This is a genomic window from Enterobacter sp. 342 (genome assembly GCF_036663495.1).
Lineage (GTDB): Bacteria > Pseudomonadota > Gammaproteobacteria > Enterobacterales > Enterobacteriaceae > Enterobacter.
In genome coordinates, this window is record NZ_JAWUEI010000002.1 from 1 (window position 1) to 19876 (window position 19876).

The 19876-nt window shown below is 54.3% G+C and carries 16 protein-coding genes and 1 pseudogene; 14 read left to right on the top strand and 3 right to left on the bottom strand.

Annotated elements, in window-relative coordinates; genetic code table 11:
* Positions 1 to 697 (bottom strand): annotated as a pseudogene (locus V6E55_RS02020) (helix-turn-helix domain-containing protein); the annotation flags it as partial.
* 172 nt (positions 698 to 869) lie between these two features.
* Between V6E55_RS02020 and phrB the strand changes: the two are divergent.
* Genes phrB through pxpA form a run of 5 tightly spaced genes read left to right on the top strand, consistent with a single transcriptional unit; the run spans position 870 to position 5357 of the window.
* Positions 870 to 2282, top strand: coding sequence for a deoxyribodipyrimidine photo-lyase (phrB, locus tag V6E55_RS02025; RefSeq protein ID WP_316942050.1), 1413 nt, complete (start codon positions 870 to 872; stop codon positions 2280 to 2282).
* 10 nt (positions 2283 to 2292) lie between these two features.
* A complete protein-coding gene (locus V6E55_RS02030; protein WP_114978383.1) occupies positions 2293 to 3036 on the top strand; it encodes a type 2 GTP cyclohydrolase I in 744 nt (247 codons plus the stop codon).
* A gap of 14 nt (positions 3037 to 3050) precedes the next feature.
* Positions 3051 to 3707, top strand: a complete 657-nt coding sequence (pxpB, locus tag V6E55_RS02035; RefSeq protein WP_316942051.1) for a 5-oxoprolinase subunit PxpB — start codon at positions 3051 to 3053, stop codon at positions 3705 to 3707.
* On the top strand, positions 3701 to 4633 hold the full coding sequence (gene pxpC / locus V6E55_RS02040; protein WP_114978385.1) for a 5-oxoprolinase subunit PxpC: 933 nt from the start codon (positions 3701 to 3703) through the stop codon (positions 4631 to 4633). The genes pxpB and pxpC overlap by 7 nt, the downstream gene beginning before the upstream one ends.
* Positions 4620 to 5357 (top strand): 5-oxoprolinase subunit PxpA, encoded by a 738-nt coding sequence (gene pxpA, locus V6E55_RS02045; protein WP_316942052.1) that lies wholly within the window; start codon positions 4620 to 4622, stop codon positions 5355 to 5357. Before pxpC ends, pxpA begins: the two co-directional genes overlap by 14 nt.
* A 65-nt stretch (positions 5358 to 5422) precedes the next feature.
* On the opposite strand, the gene V6E55_RS02050 is transcribed toward pxpA, so the two are convergent.
* Positions 5423 to 6706, bottom strand: coding sequence for a citrate synthase (locus tag V6E55_RS02050; protein ID WP_114978387.1), 1284 nt, complete (start codon positions 6704 to 6706; stop codon positions 5423 to 5425).
* Positions 6707 to 7345: 639 nt separating this feature from the next.
* Here V6E55_RS02050 and sdhC point away from each other — a divergent pair.
* From sdhC to sucD, 8 genes are all read left to right on the top strand, one after another.
* Positions 7346 to 7750: a succinate dehydrogenase cytochrome b556 subunit gene (sdhC, locus tag V6E55_RS02055; protein ID WP_020684965.1), complete on the top strand. Its 405-nt coding sequence runs from the start codon at positions 7346 to 7348 to the stop codon at positions 7748 to 7750.
* The gene (sdhD, locus tag V6E55_RS02060) at positions 7744 to 8091 is read left to right on the top strand and encodes a succinate dehydrogenase membrane anchor subunit (protein ID WP_008501088.1); all 348 of its coding nucleotides are present in this window, start codon (positions 7744 to 7746) and stop codon (positions 8089 to 8091) included. The genes sdhC and sdhD overlap by 7 nt, the downstream gene beginning before the upstream one ends.
* Positions 8091 to 9857 carry a succinate dehydrogenase flavoprotein subunit gene (gene sdhA, locus V6E55_RS02065; protein ID WP_129996433.1) on the top strand — a complete coding sequence of 589 codons (1767 nt, stop codon included), beginning with the start codon at positions 8091 to 8093 and terminating at the stop codon, positions 9855 to 9857. Before sdhD ends, sdhA begins: the two co-directional genes overlap by 1 nt.
* A 15-nt stretch (positions 9858 to 9872) precedes the next feature.
* A complete protein-coding gene (sdhB, locus tag V6E55_RS02070) occupies positions 9873 to 10589 on the top strand; it encodes a succinate dehydrogenase iron-sulfur subunit SdhB (protein WP_008501090.1) in 717 nt (238 codons plus the stop codon).
* A 233-nt stretch (positions 10590 to 10822) separates the two neighbouring features.
* A complete protein-coding gene (gene sucA / locus V6E55_RS02075) occupies positions 10823 to 13630 on the top strand; it encodes a 2-oxoglutarate dehydrogenase E1 component (RefSeq protein ID WP_114978389.1) in 2808 nt (935 codons plus the stop codon).
* Between the two features lie 14 nt (positions 13631 to 13644).
* The gene (gene odhB, locus V6E55_RS02080; RefSeq protein WP_028019435.1) at positions 13645 to 14865 is read left to right on the top strand and encodes a 2-oxoglutarate dehydrogenase complex dihydrolipoyllysine-residue succinyltransferase; all 1221 of its coding nucleotides are present in this window, start codon (positions 13645 to 13647) and stop codon (positions 14863 to 14865) included.
* An 82-nt stretch (positions 14866 to 14947) separates the two neighbouring features.
* Entirely contained in the window at positions 14948 to 16114 is a 1167-nt protein-coding gene (gene sucC / locus V6E55_RS02085) for an ADP-forming succinate--CoA ligase subunit beta (RefSeq protein ID WP_006809579.1), read from the top strand.
* The gene (gene sucD / locus V6E55_RS02090) at positions 16114 to 16983 is read left to right on the top strand and encodes a succinate--CoA ligase subunit alpha (RefSeq protein ID WP_008501094.1); all 870 of its coding nucleotides are present in this window, start codon (positions 16114 to 16116) and stop codon (positions 16981 to 16983) included. Before sucC ends, sucD begins: the two co-directional genes overlap by 1 nt.
* 84 nt (positions 16984 to 17067) lie before the next feature.
* Here the strand turns inward: sucD and V6E55_RS02095 are convergent, their stop codons facing one another.
* Positions 17068 to 17784, bottom strand: coding sequence for a GntR family transcriptional regulator (locus V6E55_RS02095; protein WP_316942053.1), 717 nt, complete (start codon positions 17782 to 17784; stop codon positions 17068 to 17070).
* A gap of 171 nt (positions 17785 to 17955) precedes the next feature.
* Between V6E55_RS02095 and mngA the strand changes: the two genes are divergently transcribed.
* The gene (gene mngA / locus V6E55_RS02100; protein ID WP_316942054.1) at positions 17956 to 19872 is read left to right on the top strand and encodes a PTS 2-O-a-mannosyl-D-glycerate transporter subunit IIABC; all 1917 of its coding nucleotides are present in this window, start codon (positions 17956 to 17958) and stop codon (positions 19870 to 19872) included.
* Positions 19873 to 19876 lie beyond the last annotated feature (4 nt).

A 19876-nucleotide genomic window follows, 5' to 3' on the forward strand; every position in this document is an offset into this window, starting at 1 on the left:
GTAATGCGGCGGTAACCATATCGTCCTTTATGATAATGAAATAGTGCAGCTATTCTTTGCTGTTCGCCTTCAAAGCGTTCTCCACAGCCCTCCGCCTTAACGTGCCAGTAGTACGTGCTACGCGGCAATCCTGCTATATGAAGCAGCATTCTCAGGTTATGGTTTTGCCTTAATTCGGTAATTATTTTTGCTTTGTCTTCTGCTTTTCCCGGATCAAGGCTTGAAGCTTTTTTAGGTAGGCATTTTCCGCTCGCAGGTATTCAAGCTCTTCTTCAACGCTCTGGAACGCTGGAGGGGGATTATTAAGTTTTTTATCTGACGTTTCGTTCTTCCCTGACTTCACCGGACGTCCTCTGGGTTTATCCTGTAGGGCAATAACACCGCCTTCACGGTAAAGGCGCTCCCACTTGCTGACAGTATAAGCGGTTGCGATAAAAAACTCCGCCGCAGCTTTCCGGGATGACTTGTTGTGTTGCTGCATCCAGAGCACAACAGACTCTTTAAACTCAGCAGAGTAAGCTCTGGTAGGAATGGTAAAACCGTCCACACCATTCACTTTCCAGTGTTCAGTCCAGCGTCTGACCGCTCCGTGATCGACGCCGAACAACCTGGCTGTTTTCTTTGCACCGTCACCACTGTTCAGATAGTGGAGAACAACTTTCTGCTTGAATTCAGATGAATATTTTTTTCTGCCCATTGAAACGCAAAACCCCTAATCATTGGATGTCCAACTTTCGGGGTTCACTTCACCGGGCGGCCTTTTTTATTTCATCGCGTCTACACTTCATGGCAAAGTACATAAAAGCCTGCACCATTTTTTCTTTGGTAGCATGGCCTTACGGACATAATGGATATTTGCCTGGAGTTTTATGCCCACCCATCTGATTTGGTTCCGTGCAGATCTGCGCGTACATGACAACACCGCACTCGCGGCGGCTTGTCGTTCTCAGGATGCCAGCGTATTGGCGCTGTTTATCGCTACGCCTGGACAGTGGCAACTGCACGATATGGCACCGCGACACGCGGCTTATCTCAAATCACATCTGAACGATCTGCAATGTTCGCTTGCCGAAAAAGGCATTCCCCTGATTTATAGAGAGGTGAGTGACTTTGCCGCACAACTTCAGACGGTACAGGAGATCTGTCAGCAGAATGAAGTCACACATCTTTTTTATAACTATCAGTACGAACTGAACGAGCGTCAGCGAGATCGCCAGCTGGAGTCAATCCTGAAGGATGTTCAGTGCCAGGGATTTGATGACAGCGTAATACTGGCGCCGGGCAGCGTCATGACCGGCAGTCATGAAATGTACAAAGTGTTTACGCCCTTTAAAAATGCCTTTGTTAAACGCCTTAAAGAGGCATTGCCGGAGTGCGTGGCCGCCCCTGCAGTCCGGGGCGATGTGATAGCGGATCTGCCTGAGCTGACATTTAACTATCCCCAGCAGGCGTTCAATGCACTTCTGTTCCCCGAAAACGAGAAATCTGCCATCGCGAAACTGCGCCAGTTTTGCAAACAGGGCGCGGGCGAATATGACACGCGCAGGGATTTTCCCGCTATTGAAGGAACCAGCCGGTTATCGGCCTGTTTAGCGCTGGGTGTCCTTTCTCCACGCCAGTGTTTGCACCGTCTGCTGGCCGAACAACCTCAGGCGCTGGACGGAGGCGCTGGCTTAGTCTGGCTTAACGAACTTATCTGGCGTGAATTCTATCGCCATTTGATGACGTATCACCCTGATTTATGTAAGCATCGGCCATTCATTCCCTGGACCGATAACGTAAAATGGCAGTATAGCGAGACGCTTTTACAGGCCTGGCAGAAGGGAGAAACAGGCTACCCAATTGTTGATGCCGCGATGCGCCAACTGAATGAAACCGGATGGATGCACAACCGTCTGCGGATGATCACCGCCAGCTTCCTGGTGAAAGATCTGCTTATCGACTGGCGTATCGGGGAGCGCTATTTTATCTCTCAGTTGATCGATGGCGATCTGGCGGCGAACAACGGTGGCTGGCAGTGGGCGGCCTCGACCGGCACCGATGCGGCTCCCTATTTCCGGATTTTTAATCCGACCACCCAGGGGCAAAAATTTGATGCTGAAGGCGCATTTATTCGTGCCTGGGTACCTGAACTGAAGGATGTTCCCGCCAAAGCGATTCACGAACCGTGGATCTGGGCGGATAAACAGCGCGTCACGCTGGATTATCCTCGTCCGATTGTCGACCATAAACAGGCGCGCGTCGCCACGCTGGCGGCGTACGAAGCCGCCCGTAAAGCTTAAGAGAGTCATGATGAAAAATAGCGAACTGGAAAGCCTGATTAACGAAAAACTGAACAGTGTCTCCTTCAGCGATTATGGCCCGAATGGGCTCCAGGTTGAAGGACGTGAAACGGTACAGAAAATTATCACCGGTGTGACGGCAAGCCAGGCTCTGCTGGATGAGGCTGTTCGTCAGGACGCAGACGCGGTGATTGTCCATCACGGTTATTTCTGGAAAAACGAATCGCCGATTATTCGCGGAATGAAGCGCAATCGCCTGAAAACGCTGCTGGCAAATGACATCAACCTGTACGGTTACCATTTGCCGCTGGATGCGCATCCGGAACTGGGTAACAACGTCCAGCTGGCACAGCTTCTGGGGATTACTGTCATGGGTGAGATTGAACCTCTGGTACCGTGGGGCGAACTGGCGATGCCGGTTCCAGGTCTGGAGTTGGCCTCCTGGATTGAAGCGCGCCTGGGGCGTCGTCCATTGTGGTGCGGTGATACCGGACCGGATTTGGTTAAACGTGTTGCCTGGTGTACCGGTGGCGGTCAGGGCTTTATCGACAGCGCTGCACGCTTCGGTGTTGATGCGTTTATCACCGGCGAAGTCTCAGAGCAGACGGTTCACTCAGCCCGTGAGCAGGGCCTGCATTTTTACGCGGCAGGCCACCATGCCACTGAGCGCGGTGGCATTCGCGCCCTCAGCGAATGGCTGACGGAAAATACCGAGCTGGATGTGACCTTTATTGATATCCCCAACCCGGCCTGATGAGAGGTGATTAAGTGCAGCGAGCGCGTTGTTATCTTCTGGGGGAAACCGCAGTCGTACTGGAGCTTGAACCCCCGATCACGCTGGCCACACAAAAGCGTATCTGGCGGCTGACGCAGCGTCTGACCGAGATCCCTGAAGTGGTGGAAACCATTCCAGGTATGAATAACATCACCGTGGTACTGCGTAATCCGCATACGCTGGCCCTCGATGCCATCGAACGTTTGCAGTGCTGGTGGGAAGAGAGTGAAGCGCTGGAGCCTGACTCCAGAACGATTGAGATCCCGGTCGTTTATGGTGGCGCGCAGGGGCCCGATCTCTCAGTGGTGGCTGAACACTGCGGCTTAACGGAAAAGCAGGTCGTTGAGCTGCACGCCTCTGTTGATTACGTTGTCTGGTTTTTAGGATTTCAGCCGGGCTTTCCGTACCTGGGAGGACTCTCTCCGAGGCTGCATACACCGCGTCGCGCCGAGCCTCGCCTGAGTGTGCCAGCAGGTACTGTTGCGATTGGCGGTGAGCAGACCGGTATTTATCCACTGGCCTCACCGGGAGGCTGGCAACTAATTGGGTGGACATCCACACCGTTATTTGAACCCGGGCAGGAATCGCCGGTTCTCTTGCGTCCTGGCGATACCCTTCGCTTTATTCCGCAGAAGGAGGGGGTATGTTAACGCTTATTCGCGCCGGGCTTTACACCTCCGTTCAGGATGCAGGCCGCTTTGGTTTGCGCCAGTCTGGCGTGAGCTACTGTGGTGCGCTGGACAGGCCTGCACTGGAGATTGCTAACGTGCTGGTGGGCAACCCTGGCAATACGGCTGCGCTCGAAATTACGCTGGGTCAGTGTGTCATTGAGTTTGCTCAGGAGACATGGTTTGCCTTAACCGGAGCGGGGTGTGAGGCCACGCTGGATGGCAAAGCCGTCTGGACGGGCTGGAGACTGCGGGCGAAAGCCGGACAGCGTTTGACGCTTAAGCGTCCTCTGCACGGTGTCCGGAGCTATCTTGCGGTCGCGGGCGGCATTGATGTACCTGCGGTCCTGGGGTCTTCCAGTACCGATCAGAAAGCGGGTATCGGTGGGCACGAAGGACGTTTGTTACGCGACGGAGATCGCCTTGCGATTAAACCTTCAGCCCGCCATTTCTCCACGACGCTTGGCGTAAAACAGCTGTTGTGGGGAAATCAAATCCGCGCGTTGCCCGGACCGGAATATCAGGAGTTTGATGAGGTCTCTCAGGAGTCTTTCTGGCGTTCACCGTGGAAAATAAGTCCGCAAAGTAACCGCATGGGCTATCGTCTTCAGGGGCAACCACTGACCCGTACCACCGACCGGGAATTGCTTTCCCACGGTTTATTGCCTGGTGTCATTCAGGTACCGGGTAACGGTCAACCCATCGTCCTGATGAACGATGCGCAGACAACGGGCGGATACCCGCGAATTGCCTGCATTATTGAAGCCGATCGCTACCATCTGGCACAAATTCCCCTCGGGCAGCCGATTCATTTCGTGCAATGCTCACTGGAGGAGGCGCTGAAAGCGCGTCAGGATCAGCAGCGTTATCTTGAACAACTGGCGTGGAGGCTTGATGGCAAAGATTGATTTAAACGCCGATCTGGGCGAGGGCGGCAGCGCCGACGCGGAGCTGATGACACTGGTCTCTTCGGTCAATATTGCCTGCGGTTTTCACGCGGGCGATGCGCAAACCATGCTGGTGAGCGTGCGTCGTGCCATTAAAAATGGCGTGGCGATTGGCGCTCACCCGAGCTTCCCTGACAGGGAAAACTTTGGCCGTACAGCAATGGTGCTTCCACCTGAGACGGTATACGCCCAGACGCTTTACCAGATTGGTGCGCTGGAGGCGATAGTGCGTGCTGAGAAGGGGACGCTGCGCCACGTGAAGCCGCACGGCATGCTCTATAACCAGGCGGCAAAAGATCCGGCTCTGGCAGATGCTATTGCCCGTGCGGTAAGAGACTGCAATCCACAGCTTATTCTGGTGGGACTGGCGGGTAGCGAGCTTATTCGTGCCGGGCAACGGCTGGGGTTAACCACTCGGCAGGAAGTGTTTGCTGACCGGGGTTATCAGCCTGATGGTAGCCTGGTTCCCCGTTCGCAACCGGGGGCGCTTATCACCGACGAAGCGCAGGCGTTAGCGCAGACGCTGGATATGGTGCGTCTGGGGCAGGTCACAGCGGTTGATGGCACTTTAGCAACGGTGCAGGCGGAAACGGTTTGTTTACATGGTGATGGGGAGCATGCGCTGCAGTTTGCTCGCCGTTTGCGTGCAGCGTTTGCAGAGCAGGGGATCCTCATCAGCGCCTGACAAACACGATAAGGACAGAAAATAGCAGAAGGCCCGGTAGGCGTTAGCGCCACCGGGCTTGTCTTTTAGCGCTTCAGATCAGACTTAAAATCACGCTGCTCGTAGCCGGTATACAGCTGACGAGGACGAGCGATTTTCATGCCTTCGCTGTGCATTTCGTTCCAGTGCGCAATCCAGCCTACGGTACGTGCCATAGCGAAGATCACGGTGAACATGGAAGACGGAATACCCATCGCTTTCAGGATGATACCGGAGTAGAAATCGACGTTCGGGTAGAGTTTCTTCTCGATGAAGTACGGGTCGTTTAGCGCGATGTGTTCCAGCTCCATCGCCACTTCCAGCAGATCATCTTTGGTGCCCAGCTCTTTCAGCACTTCGTGGCAGGTCTCACGCATCACAGTTGCGCGTGGGTCGTAGTTTTTATAAACACGGTGACCAAAGCCCATCAGGCGGAAGGAGTCATTCTTGTCTTTCGCGCGACGCACGAATTCAGGAATGTGTTCAACAGAGCTGATTTCTTCCAGCATCTTCAGTGCCGCTTCATTCGCGCCGCCGTGTGCCGGTCCCCACAGGGAGGCGATGCCCGCAGCGATACAGGCGAACGGGTTCGCGCCTGAAGAGCCTGCGGTACGTACGGTGGAGGTAGAGGCGTTCTGTTCGTGGTCAGCGTGCAGGATCAGAATACGGTCCATTGCGCGTTCCAGAACCGGGTTCACTTCGTATTCTTCGCATGGTGTGGAGAACATCATGCGCAGGAAGTTACCGGCGTAGGAGAGGTCGTTACGTGGATACACAAACGGCTGACCGATGGAGTATTTGTAGCACATCGCTGCCATGGTTGGCATTTTGGACAGCAGGCGGAACGCCGCGATATCACGGTGGCGTGGGTTATTCACGTCCAGAGAATCGTGGTAGAACGCCGCCAGCGCACCGGTAATCCCGCACATCACCGCCATCGGGTGAGAGTCACGACGGAAAGCATGGAACAGACGAGTAATCTGCTCATGGATCATGGTGTGACGGGTCACGGTGGTTTTGAATTCATCGTATTGTGCCTGCGTCGGTTTTTCGCCGTTCAGCAGGATGTAGCACACTTCCAGGTAGTTGGATTTAGTGGCTAATTGATCAATTGGGAAGCCGCGATGGAGCAGGATACCTTCGTCACCGTCAATGTAGGTGATTTTGGATTCGCAAGATGCGGTAGAGGTAAATCCAGGGTCAAAGGTGAAAACTCCTTTAGAACCCAGCGTACGGATATCAATAACATCCTGACCGAGCGTGCCTTTTAGCACATCCAGTTCAATAGCAGTGTCACCATTTAGGGTGAGCGTTGCCTTTGTATCAGCCATTTACGGTCTCCTTAGCGCCTTATGCTTAAGACTGCGCTTTACCGGATTTGCTTTCAGCTGTTAATCACCGTTACCAGATTGTTATTTGGCTTACCGCTCAGCTCACGAGGACAAACCAGGGTACAGAGCTATGGCGCCTTGCAGGTAAACGAATGAAATATCAGTGAAACAACAGCAAATCAGCGTTTTTGCAGTCCGAATTATTCAAACCTGTATATCACTAATAACTGTCCTGATAACTTCGGTCAATACCATCACACTGTTACATAACTATTTGTCAGGTGAAAGAGAGACCTCATAACTTTTGCGCATTATATGCCTTTTCTGATGACGTTTGTAACAATATTGTTTAACATTTGTCAAATCAGATGATTAAAATTTAAAAAGATGTTGTTATCGTGACCCTGATCACTGTTCCAGAGAAAACCCGACAAACTGTATGTAGGTTAATTGTAATGATTTTGTGAACGGCCTATACTGCCGCCAGGTCTCCGGAACACCCTGCAATCCCGAGCCACCCAGCGTTGTAACGTGTCGTTTAAGCATCTGGAAGCAATGTTTTGCATGACGCGCAGTTATAGAAAAGGAACGCTGCTTGACCCGCATCGCAGTCCGGAGGAAGGAAACAATAAGAACAGCATGTGGGCGTTATTCATGATAAGAAATGTGAAAAAACAAAGACCTGTCAATCTGGATCTCAAAACGATCCGGTTCCCTGTAACAGCAATAGCGTCCATTTTGCACCGTGTTTCTGGTGTGATTACGTTTGTGGCGGTCGGTATTCTGCTGTGGCTACTGGGCACCAGCCTCTCTTCCCCTGAAGGATTCCTCCAGGCCTCTGCCATCATGAACAGTTTCTTCGTGAAATTTATCATGTGGGGCATTCTGACCGCGCTGGCATACCACGTTGTGGTGGGTGTTCGCCATATGCTGATGGACTTTGGCTATCTGGAAGAAACGTTCGAAGCCGGGAAACGCTCCGCTAACATTTCATTTGTGATTACAGTCGTGCTCTCACTTCTCGCAGGAGTTCTCGTATGGTAAGCAACGCCTCCGCATTAGGACGCAACGGCGTACATGACTTCATTCTGGTCCGTGCTACCGCCATCGTTCTCACCCTTTACATCATCTATATGATCGGTTTCTTCGCGACCAGCGGCACGCTGACGTGGGAAATCTGGAGTGGGTTCTTCGGATCTGCCTTCACCAAAGTGTTCACCCTGCTGGCGCTGTTCTCCATCCTTATTCATGCCTGGATTGGCATGTGGCAGGTGTTGACCGATTACGTTAAACCACTGGCTATTCGTCTCCCTCTGCAACTGGCTATCGTCGTTGCACTGGTGGTTTACGTTATTTATGGATTCGTTGTGGTGTGGGGTGTGTAATGAAACTGCCAGTCAGAGAATTTGATGCTGTCGTGATTGGTGCGGGTGGCGCAGGTATGCGTGCCGCACTGCAAATTTCCCAGAGCGGCCAGACCTGTGCGCTGCTCTCTAAAGTATTCCCAACCCGTTCCCACACTGTGTCTGCGCAGGGCGGTATCACCGTTGCGCTGGGCAACTCCCATGAAGATAACTGGGAATGGCACATGTATGACACGGTAAAAGGTTCCGACTACATCGGCGACCAGGATGCCATCGAATATATGTGTAAGACTGGCCCGGAAGCGATTCTGGAGCTGGATCACATGGGCCTGCCATTCTCCCGTCTGGAAAATGGCACCATCTATCAGCGTCCTTTTGGCGGCCAGTCGAAAAACTTCGGCGGCGAGCAGGCGGCACGTACCGCAGCGGCGGCTGACCGTACCGGTCACGCACTGCTGCACACCCTGTATCAGCAGAACCTGAAAAACCACACCACCATCTTCTCTGAGTGGTATGCGCTGGATCTGGTGAAAAACGCCGATGGCGCAGTGGTGGGTTGTACCGCGCTGTGCATCGAAACCGGTGAAGTGGTCTACTTCAAAGCACGTGCAACCGTGCTGGCTACCGGTGGTGCAGGCCGTATCTATCAGTCCACCACTAACGCCCACATCAACACAGGTGACGGCGTCGGTATGGCTATCCGCGCTGGCGTGCCGGTGCAGGATATGGAGATGTGGCAGTTCCACCCAACCGGTATCGCCGGTGCGGGCGTTCTGGTAACAGAAGGCTGCCGTGGTGAAGGTGGTTATCTGCTGAATAAACATGGCGAGCGCTTCATGGAGCGTTATGCCCCGAATGCGAAAGACCTGGCGGGTCGTGACGTGGTGGCGCGCTCCATCATGATCGAAATCCGTGAAGGCCGCGGCTGTGACGGTCCATGGGGTCCACACGCCAAGCTGAAACTCGACCATCTGGGTAAAGAAGTACTGGAGTCCCGTCTGCCAGGCATCCTGGAACTGTCCCGTACCTTCGCTCACGTTGACCCTGTAAAAGAGCCAATCCCGGTAATCCCAACCTGTCACTATATGATGGGCGGTATTCCGACCAAAGTGACCGGTCAGGCGCTGACCGTGAACGAGCAGGGCGAAGATGTGGTTATCCCGGGCCTGTTCGCGGTAGGCGAAATCGCCTGCGTCTCCGTACACGGTGCCAACCGTCTGGGCGGTAACTCTCTGCTGGACCTGGTGGTATTTGGTCGTGCGGTGGGCCTGCATCTGCAAGAGTCGATTGCAGAACAGGGCGACCTGCTTGACGCGACCGACGCTGAAATTGATGCTTCTCTTGAACGCCTCAACCGCTGGAACGGTAACCGTAACGGCGAAGATCCGGTGGAAATCCGTAAGGCTCTTCAGGAATGTATGCAGCACAACTTCTCGGTATTCCGTGAAGGTGACGCGATGGCCAAAGGTCTTGAACAGCTGAAAGCGATCCGCGAACGTCTGAAAAATGCCCGTCTGGACGACACTTCCAGTGAGTTCAACACCCAACGTGTTGAGTGTCTGGAGCTGGATAACCTGATGGAAACCGCATTTGCTACCGCGATGTCGGCAAACTTCCGTACCGAAAGCCGTGGCGCGCATAGCCGCTTCGACTTCCCGGAGCGTGACGATGAAAACTGGCTGTGCCATTCCCTGTATCTGCCAGAGTCGGAAACCATGACGCGCCGTCAGGTGAACATGGAACCGAAACTGCGTCCGGCGTTCCCGCCGAAGATTCGTACTTACTAATGCGGAGACAGGACAATGAAACTCGAATTCTCAGTTTATCGTTATAACCCGGACGTAGACGATGCTCCGCGTATGCAGGATTACACCCTGGAAGCGGAAGAAGGTCGTGACATGATGCTGCTGGATGCATTAATCCAGCTGAAAGAAAAAGATCCGACGCTGTCGTTTCGTCGTTCCTGCCGTGAAGGGGTGTGTGGCTCTGACGGCGTGAACATGAACGGCAAAAATGGTCTGGCCTGCATTACGCCAATTTCCGCGTTGCAGCGCCCGGGTCAAAAAATTGTTATCCGTCCTCTGCCAGGCCTGCCGGTTGTGCGTGATTTGGTGGTGGACATGGGGCAATTCTATGCACAATATGAGAAGATTAAGCCTTACTTGTTGAATAATGGGCAAAATCCACCCGCTCGCGAGCACTTACAGTCTCCTGAGCAGCGTGAAAAACTCGATGGGTTGTACGAGTGTATTCTCTGTGCATGTTGTTCGACGTCCTGCCCATCGTTCTGGTGGAACCCGGATAAGTTTATCGGCCCGGCCGGTCTGCTGGCTGCCTATCGCTTCCTGATCGATAGCCGCGACACCGAAACCGATAGTCGTCTGGAAGGACTGAGTGATGCTTTCAGCGTATTCCGCTGCCATAGCATCATGAACTGCGTCAGTGTGTGTCCGAAGGGACTGAACCCGACACGCGCCATCGGCCATATTAAGTCGATGTTGTTGCAGCGCAGTGCATAAGTAGTGAGAGGGGAGCGCTGTTCCCCTCACCCTGACCCTCTCCCTGTGGGAGAGGGGACAGATTGCAGAAACCTTTAAAAACTGCCCTGTACTACCCTGAAGTCCAGACAGTTTCTAAAGGTTCCTTCGCGGGCCAAATGAAAAGAGCTCGCAGGTGAACCCCGGCACGTACACGTGGTGTGCGTGGTAGTTTCTACGGCGAAAGTAAGCATAAAAATGCTTAAGGGATCACGATGCAGAACGGCGCAATGAAAGCCTGGCTGGACTCTTCTTACCTCTCTGGTGCCAACCAGAGCTGGATAGAACAGCTCTATGAAGACTTCTTAACCGATCCTGACTCAGTGGACGCAAACTGGCGTTCCATGTTCCAGCAGTTACCTGGCACGGGAGTCAAACCGGATCAATTCCATTCCAAAACACGTGATTATTTCCGTCGTCTGGCGAAGGATGCCTCACGTTACTCTTCTGCGATTTCCGACCCTGACACCAATGCGAAGCAGGTTAAAGTCCTGCAACTTATCAACGCTTATCGCTTCCGTGGTCACCAGCATGCGAATCTCGATCCGCTGGGACTGTGGCAGCAAGACCGTGTGGCCGATCTCGATCCGGCGTATCACGATCTGACCGAGGCCGATTTCCAAGAAAGCTTTAACGTAGGTTCCTTTGCCATCGGCAAAGACACGATGAAGCTGGGCGATCTGATTGACGCGCTCAAGCAAACCTACTGCGGCTCCATCGGCGCGGAATATATGCACATTACCTCTACCGAAGAGAAACGCTGGATCCAGCAGCGTATCGAATCCGTAGCGGGCCACGCGACCTTCTCGGCTGACGAGAAAAAACGCTTCCTTAACGAACTGACCGCTGCCGAGGGTCTTGAGCGCTATCTGGGCGCGAAATTCCCGGGCGCAAAACGCTTCTCGCTGGAAGGCGGTGATGCGCTGGTGCCGATGCTGAAAGAGCTGATTCGTCACGCAGGCAAGAGCGGCACCCGTGAAGTGGTACTCGGTATGGCGCACCGTGGTCGTCTGAACGTACTGGTCAACGTGCTGGGTAAAAAACCGCAGGACCTGTTCGACGAATTCGCGGGCAAACATAAAGAACATCTCGGCACTGGCGACGTGAAGTACCACATGGGCTTCTCGTCTGATATCGAAACCGAGGGCGGTCTGGTTCACCTGGCGCTGGCGTTTAACCCGTCACACCTGGAGATCGTCAGCCCGGTGGTTATCGGTTCCGTGCGTGCGCGTCTGGATCGTCTGGACGAGCCGAGCAGCAATAAAGTACTGCCAATCACCATCCACGGTGATGCGGCGGTAACAGGGCAGGGCGTGGTTCAGGAAACCCTGAACATGTCCAAAGCGCGTGGTTACGAAGTGGGCGGTACCGTTCGCATCGTGATCAACAACCAGGTGGGCTTCACCACCTCTAACCCGCTGGATGCACGTTCTACCCCGTACTGCACCGACATCGGTAAAATGGTACAGGCGCCGATCTTCCACGTTAACGCGGATGACCCGGAAGCTGTTGCTTTCGTTACCCGTCTGGCGCTGGACTTCCGTAACACCTTCAAGCGCGATGTGTTCATTGACCTGTTCTGCTACCGTCGTCACGGCCACAACGAAGCGGATGAGCCAAGTGCAACCCAGCCGCTGATGTACCAGAAAATCAAAAAACACCCGACCCCGCGCAAAATCTACGCTGACAAGCTGGAAGCGGACAAAGTGTCCACGCTGGAAGATGCGACCGAAATGGTTAATCTCTACCGCGACGCGCTGGATGCGGGTGAATGCGTGGTGAAAGAGCTGCGCCCAATGAACATGCACTCCTTTACCTGGTCGCCGTACCTCAACCACGAGTGGGATGAGAGCTACCCGAACAAGGTCGAGATGAAGCGCCTGCAGGAGCTGGCTAAACGCATCAGCACCGTACCAGACGCTATCGAGATGCAGTCTCGTGTGCAGAAAATCTACGCTGACCGTCAGTCCATGGCGGCAGGTGAGAAACTGTTCGACTGGGGCGGCGCGGAAACCCTGGCTTACGCAACCCTGGTTGACGAAGGCATTCCTGTTCGTCTGTCCGGTGAAGATGCGGGCCGTGGTACCTTCTTCCACCGTCACGCAGTTGTTCACAACCAGTCCAACGGTTCAACCTACACCCCGCTGCAGCACGTGCACAACGGTCAGGGCCAGTTCAAGGTCTGGGACTCCGTGCTGTCTGAAGAAGCGGTGCTGGCATTCGAATACGGTTACGCCACCGCAGAACCTCGCACCCTGACCATCTGGGAAGCGCAGTTCGGTGACTTCGCCAACGGAGCGCAGGTTGTAATCGACCAGTTCATCTCTTCTGGTGAGCAGAAATGGGGCCGTATGTGTGGCCTGGTGATGCTGCTGCCGCACGGTTATGAAGGCCAGGGTCCGGAGCACTCCTCCGCGCGTCTGGAGCGTTATCTGCAACTCTGCGCTGAGCAGAATATGCAGGTCTGCGTACCGTCTACCCCGGCTCAGGTTTACCACATGCTGCGTCGTCAGGCGCTGCGCGGTATGCGCCGCCCACTGGTGGTCATGTCGCCGAAATCGTTGCTGCGTCATCCGCTGGCCGTGTCCAGCCTGGACGAACTGGCGAATGGCACCTTCCTGCCAGCCATCGGTGAGATTGATGAACTGGATCCGCAGGCTGTGAAGCGTGTGGTGATGTGTTCTGGTAAGGTTTATTACGACCTGCTGGAACAGCGCCGTAAGAACGATCAGAAAGATGTCGCCATCGTGCGTATCGAACAGCTTTATCCGTTCCCGCACCAGGCGGTGCAGGAAGCGCTGAAACCGTACGCTCACGTTCATGATTTTGTCTGGTGCCAGGAAGAGCCGCTCAACCAGGGCGCATGGTACTGCAGCCAGCATCATTTCCGTGAAGTAATTCCATTTGGGTCAGCCCTGCGCTATGCAGGTCGCCCGGCCTCCGCCTCACCGGCGGTAGGGTATATGTCCGTTCACCAGAAGCAGCAACAAGATCTGGTCAATGACGCGCTGAACGTCGATTAATTAAAGGATACATAATGAGTAGCGTAGATATTCTTGTTCCCGACCTGCCTGAATCTGTAGCTGATGCGACCGTCGCTACCTGGCACAAAAAACCAGGCGATGCCGTTAAGCGCGATGAAGTGCTGGTAGAAATCGAAACTGACAAAGTGGTACTGGAAGTACCGGCTTCGGCGGATGGTGTTCTGGATGCAGTGCTGGAAGATGAAGGCACGACCGTAACCTCTCGTCAGATCCTGGGTCGTCTGCGCGAAGGCAACAGCGCGGGCAAAGAGTCCAGCGCGAAATCTGAAGAGAAAGCCTCTACGCCGGCTCAACGCCAGCAGGCTTCTCTGGAAGAGCAGACCAACGACGCACTCAGCCCGGCGATCCGTCGCCTGCTGGCTGAGCACAACCTGGATGCGGCTGCTATTAAAGGCACCGGTGTGGGTGGTCGTCTGACGCGTGAAGATATCGAGAAGCACCTGGCGAAAGCGCCTGCGAAAGCAGAAGCAAAAGCCCCTGCGGCAGCGCCAGCAGCACAGCCTGCTCTGGGTGCCCGTAGCGAAAAACGTGTGCCAATGACTCGCCTGCGTAAGCGTGTGGCTGAGCGTCTGCTGGAAGCGAAAAACTCCACCGCGATGCTGACCACCTTCAACGAAGTGAACATGAAGCCAATCATGGACCTGCGTAAGCAGTACGGTGACGCGTTTGAAAAACGTCACGGTATCCGTCTGGGCTTTATGTCCTTCTACGTGAAAGCGGTGGTTGAAGCGCTGAAACGCTACCCGGAAGTGAACGCGTCCATCGACGGTGATGACGTGGTTTACCACAACTACTTCGACGTCAGCATGGCGGTTTCTACTCCGCGCGGCCTGGTGACCCCGGTTCTGCGTGATGTGGATACCCTGGGTATGGCTGATATCGAGAAAAATATTAAAGAGCTGGCTGTGAAAGGCCGCGACGGCAAGCTGACCGTAGATGACCTGACCGGCGGTAACTTCACCATTACCAACGGCGGCGTATTCGGTTCGCTGATGTCTACCCCAATCATTAACCCGCCGCAGAGCGCGATTCTGGGTATGCATGCCATTAAAGATCGTCCTATGGCGGTAGACGGTAAAGTTGAGATCCTGCCGATGATGTACCTGGCACTTTCTTACGATCACCGTCTGATCGATGGCCGCGAGTCCGTGGGCTTCCTGGTGGCGATTAAAGAGCTGCTGGAAGATCCAACGCGTCTGCTGCTCGACGTCTAGTTTGCAGTCTTGCCCGGCGGCATATGGCTGCCGGGCCTATAAAAGCACGACCTAACGATTACCTGAAGGATGGATAGAACACATGAACTTACATGAATATCAGGCCAAACAGCTGTTTGCCCGGTATGGCTTACCGGCTCCGGTGGGTTATGCCTGTACTACCCCGCGTGAAGCAGAAGAAGCCGCATCTAAAATCGGTTCCGGCCCTTGGGTAGTTAAGTGTCAGGTTCACGCTGGTGGCCGTGGTAAAGCGGGCGGTGTGAAGGTTGTTAAGAGCAAAGAAGAGATTCGTGCGTTTGCTGAACATTGGCTCGGCAAGCGTCTGGTTACGTACCAGACAGATGCGAACGGCCAGCCGGTTAACCAGATCCTGGTAGAAGCCGCGACCGACATCGCGAAAGAACTGTACCTGGGTGCGGTCGTTGACCGTAGCTCCCGTCGCGTGGTGTTCATGGCGTCTACCGAAGGCGGCGTGGAAATCGAAAAAGTGGCAGAAGAAACCCCTCATCTGATCCACAAAGTGGCAATCGATCCGCTGGCAGGCCCAATGCCTTACCAGGGTCGTGAGCTGGCGTTCAAACTGGGTCTGGAAGGTAAACTGGTTCAACAGTTCACCAAGATCTTCATGGGTCTGGCGACCATCTTCCTTGAGCGCGACCTGGCGCTGATCGAGATCAACCCGCTGGTGATCACCACCCAGGGTGACCTGATCTGCCTCGACGGTAAACTGGGCGCTGACGGCAACGCACTGTTCCGCCAGCCGGATCTGCGCGAAATGCGTGACCAGTCTCAGGAAGACCCGCGTGAAGCGCAGGCTGCACAGTGGGAACTGAACTACGTGGCACTGGATGGCAACATCGGCTGCATGGTTAACGGTGCGGGCCTGGCAATGGGCACCATGGACATCGTTAAGCTGCACGGCGGTGAGCCAGCAAACTTCCTCGACGTAGGCGGTGGCGCCACCAAAGAGCGCGTAACCGAAGCATTCAAAATCATCCTGTCTGACGACAACGTGAAAGCCGTTCTGGTTAACATCTTCGGCGGTATTGTACGTTGTGACCTGATCGCCGACGGTATCATCGGTGCAGTTGAAGAAGTGGGTGTTAACGTTCCGGTGGTTGTGCGTCTGGAAGGTAACAACGCTGAACTCGGCGCGAAAAAACTGGCTGACAGCGGCCTGAATATTATTGCAGCGAAAAGTCTGACGGATGCAGCTCAGCAGGTTGTTGCCGCAGTGGAGGGGAAATAATGTCCGTTTTAATTAATAAAGATACCAAGGTTATCTGCCAGGGCTTCACCGGTAGCCAGGGGACTTTCCACTCCGAACAGGCAATTGCCTACGGTACGCAGATGGTAGGCGGCGTAACGCCTGGTAAAGGCGGCACCACACATCTGGGTCTGCCAGTCTTTAACACCGTGCGTGAAGCGGTAGAAGCGACGGGCGCAACCGCGACCGTGATCTACGTTCCGGCACCGTTCTGCAAAGATTCCATCCTGGAAGCGATCGACGCAGGCATCAAACTGATTATCACCATCACCGAAGGTATCCCGACGCTGGATATGCTGACCGTGAAGGTGAAGCTGGATGAAGCTGGCGTGCGTATGATCGGCCCGAACTGCCCGGGTGTTATCACCCCAGGCGAATGCAAAATCGGCATCATGCCGGGTCACATTCACAAGCCGGGCAAAGTGGGTATCGTTTCCCGTTCCGGTACGCTGACCTATGAAGCGGTCAAACAGACCACCGATTACGGCTTCGGCCAGTCCACCTGTGTGGGCATCGGCGGTGACCCGATCCCGGGTTCTAACTTCATCGACATCCTGAAGCTGTTCCAGGAAGATCCACAGACCGAAGCGATCGTGATGATCGGTGAGATCGGTGGTAGCGCTGAAGAAGAAGCGGCTGCTTACATCAAAGAACACGTAACCAAGCCGGTTGTCGGTTATATCGCGGGTGTGACTGCGCCGAAAGGCAAGCGTATGGGTCACGCAGGCGCGATTATCGCGGGTGGTAAAGGTACGGCTGATGAGAAATTCGCAGCGCTGGAAGCCGCAGGCGTGAAAACTGTTCGCAGCCTGGCGGATATCGGCGAAGCACTGAAATCCATCATTAAGTAAGTCCTCTCTGCTCCCCGAAAGGGGGGCGTTGAAGTATAAAAATGTCCGTTTCGACATGGTTGGCCGCTGTAAAGCGGCCTTTTTTTATTGTTTGCGTTTAGCGACCAGAGTGAATTTGTAGTCGTCGGTGTTAAACACGTTGCGGCTATATTCAAATACCTGGCCATCTTTCAGAAACCCGCGGGACACTTTTTCCAGTATCGGTTTTGCCGGATCTAGCGCCAGTGCGGCGATTGCTTCTTGCGAAGGCATGATCGGCACCAGCTCCTGCTCACTGCGGTCGATAACCATCTTTTTAATCTGTTCGATGTAATGATATTTGGAGTTTTCCATCACCGCCCAGGTGAGGTCGTCGAACATTGCCAGCGGCATCCACGTCTCTTCCAGATTCACGGGTTTTTGCTTAATAAAACGTACGCGTTTGATATGCCAGACGTTGTCATCACGGCGAATGTTGAGTTTTTCCGCGAGTTTCTCGTCCGCTTTGATCACTTCGAATGTTTTTACGTCGCTATGGGTATCAACGTTTCGATCCGCCAGTTTTTCATAAAAACCGGTGAGTTGATAAATGTCGTAATTAACGCGCTCCTCTTTGACATAGGAGCCGCTGCCCTGAATGCTCTCAATAATGTGCTCTTCGGTGAGCAGCTTCAGCGCCTGTCTCACCGTTACGCGACTTACGCTAAAGGCTTCCTGCAGACTGGATTCCGTCGGTAACGCATCACCTGGTTTTAACTCACCGGCGTTGATTTGCTCGCGAAGCGCATCGGCTATCTGCCGGTACATCGGTTTATTGCCCATATCATCTGCCTTTCTAATACCTTTTAACGGAATTATGCCTTCAGACTATAATTTGTAAACAATACAAATTAAATACAAATTGTTATATTTAGTTGAAAGTGATCACATAAATGTATTGTTTTGTCTGCCACACTCGATCCCGAAAAATAACCATTGAGTGTGAGGATCTTTATGGACCTGACGACCCTGACCCACCCCAGCGCAGTCTACGTGCAGGCGAGGTATACCAGCCGTGATGAGGCAATACGCCAGCTCACCCAGCGGCTGGTGGCACTGGGCAAAATTGCAGATGGCGAGACATTTTTGGCTGATGTCTTTCACCGGGAATCGCTTGGCCCTACCGCGCTGGGAGAAGGTCTGGCGGTACCGCATGGCAAATCTGGCGCAGTGAAAGAGGCCGCTTTTGCGGTGGCAACATTACGGGAGCCGCTGGCCTGGGAAGGTGTCGATGGCCCGGAAAACGTCGAGCTGATTGTCCTCCTCGCCATTCCCCCTGCTGAGGCGGGTTCAACGCATATTCAGGTGTTGACGGAACTGACATCTCACCTGGCGGATGATGCGCTTCGGGCGCGGGTGATGGCGGCAACCACGGCAGAAGCGCTGCTTGCCGCGTTAAATGATGTGCCACAGGATGAAGACGTTATCGCGTCAGAAGATGCGCCCACTGTTGTCTGTGTGACGGCGTGTCCGGCCGGGATTGCGCATACCTACATGGCTGCTGAGTACCTTGAAAAAGCCGGGCGCAAACTCGGCGTGAACGTGGTGGTTGAAAAACAGGGGGCGAACGGCATTGAAGGACGCCTTACCCCTGAGCAACTGCAGGAAGCTCGCGCCTGTATTTTTGCGGCAGAGGTGGCTATCAAGGAAAGTGAGCGTTTTCAGGGGATTCCCTCGCTATCAGTGCCTGTCGCGGAACCGCTGCGACATGCTGAGGCGTTGATTGAGCGCGCGCTCGCATTACAGCCCTCACAGGGTGCGCGCCCTGTGCAAACAGAAACTGAGGCGAGAAAGAGCGTTAAAACGGAACTCAAGCAGGCGCTTCTCAGCGGGATCTCCTTTGCGGTGCCGCTTATTGTCGCCGGGGGCACGGTGCTGGCCGTCGCAGTGTTACTGGCGCAGATCTTTGGATTGCAGCATCTGTTCGATCAGGAAAATTCGTGGCTGTGGATGTACCGCAAACTCGGTGGCGGCATGCTCGGCATTTTAATGGTGCCTGTGCTGGCAGCCTACACCGCGTACTCGCTTGCGGATAAACCCGCGCTGGCTCCGGGCTTCGCTGCCGGTCTTGCTGCCAACATGATCGGCTCAGGTTTTTTGGGCGCGATCGCAGGTGGTTTGATTGCGGGTTATCTGATGCGTTGGGTGAAAAACCATATCCGTCTCAATAATCGCTACAACGGTTTCTTAACCTATTACCTCTACCCGGTTCTCGGTGTGCTGGGCGCGGGCAGTCTGATGCTGTTTGTGATTGGCGAGCCGGTGGCATGGCTGAACAACTCTCTGACGGCCTGGCTTAACGGTCTATCCGGCGCCAATGCGCTATTACTTGGTACGCTCCTCGGTTTTATGTGTTCGTTCGATCTGGGCGGGCCTGTCAATAAAGCCGCGTACGCATTCTGTCTGGGGGCAATGGCCAACGGTGTATATGGCCCTTACGCCATTTTTGCCTCTGTCAAAATGGTATCGGCGTTTACCGTCACAGCGTCAACGATGCTGGCCCCGCACCTCTTCAAACAGTTTGAAATCGAAACCGGTAAATCAACGTGGCTTCTCGGGCTGGCGGGCATCACAGAAGGGGCGATCCCAATGGCGATTGAAGATCCTGTCCGGGTTATTGGTTCGTTTGTGCTTGGATCGATGGCAACGGGGGCGATTGTTGGCGCGATGGGGATCGGCTTGTCTACGCCAGGGGCGGGGATTTTCTCCCTCTTTTTACTTCATGACGCGGGGCTGGGCGGTGTGGTCGCTGCGGCGGGCTGGTTCGCTGCGGCATTGGTAGGTACTACCCTCTCTACGCTCGTTTTGCTGCTCTGGCGACGTCAGGCCGTCAAAAAGGGCAAATACATAACAGAAGACGTTACGCCATAAAACT

Bases quoted from the DNA above. Each gene is read 5' to 3' on its own strand.
- pxpC (WP_114978385.1), top strand. From the start codon at position 3,701: ATGTTAACGCTTATTCGCGCCGGGCTTTACACCTCCGTTCAGGATGCA.
- phrB (WP_316942050.1), top strand. From the start codon at position 870: ATGCCCACCCATCTGATTTGGTTCCGTGCAGATCTGCGCGTACATGAC.
- V6E55_RS02030 (WP_114978383.1), top strand. From the start codon at position 2,293: ATGAAAAATAGCGAACTGGAAAGCCTGATTAACGAAAAACTGAACAGT.
- V6E55_RS02095 (WP_316942053.1), bottom strand. From the start codon at position 17,784: ATGGGCAATAAACCGATGTACCGGCAGATAGCCGATGCGCTTCGCGAG.
- sdhC (WP_020684965.1), top strand. From the start codon at position 7,346: ATGTGGGCGTTATTCATGATAAGAAATGTGAAAAAACAAAGACCTGTC.
- pxpA (WP_316942052.1), top strand. From the start codon at position 4,620: ATGGCAAAGATTGATTTAAACGCCGATCTGGGCGAGGGCGGCAGCGCC.
- sucA (WP_114978389.1), top strand. From the start codon at position 10,823: ATGCAGAACGGCGCAATGAAAGCCTGGCTGGACTCTTCTTACCTCTCT.
- sdhA (WP_129996433.1), top strand. From the start codon at position 8,091: ATGAAACTGCCAGTCAGAGAATTTGATGCTGTCGTGATTGGTGCGGGT.
- sucD (WP_008501094.1), top strand. From the start codon at position 16,114: ATGTCCGTTTTAATTAATAAAGATACCAAGGTTATCTGCCAGGGCTTC.
- V6E55_RS02050 (WP_114978387.1), bottom strand. From the start codon at position 6,706: ATGGCTGATACAAAGGCAACGCTCACCCTAAATGGTGACACTGCTATT.
- sucC (WP_006809579.1), top strand. From the start codon at position 14,948: ATGAACTTACATGAATATCAGGCCAAACAGCTGTTTGCCCGGTATGGC.
- odhB (WP_028019435.1), top strand. From the start codon at position 13,645: ATGAGTAGCGTAGATATTCTTGTTCCCGACCTGCCTGAATCTGTAGCT.
- sdhB (WP_008501090.1), top strand. From the start codon at position 9,873: ATGAAACTCGAATTCTCAGTTTATCGTTATAACCCGGACGTAGACGAT.
- sdhD (WP_008501088.1), top strand. From the start codon at position 7,744: ATGGTAAGCAACGCCTCCGCATTAGGACGCAACGGCGTACATGACTTC.
- mngA (WP_316942054.1), top strand. From the start codon at position 17,956: ATGGACCTGACGACCCTGACCCACCCCAGCGCAGTCTACGTGCAGGCG.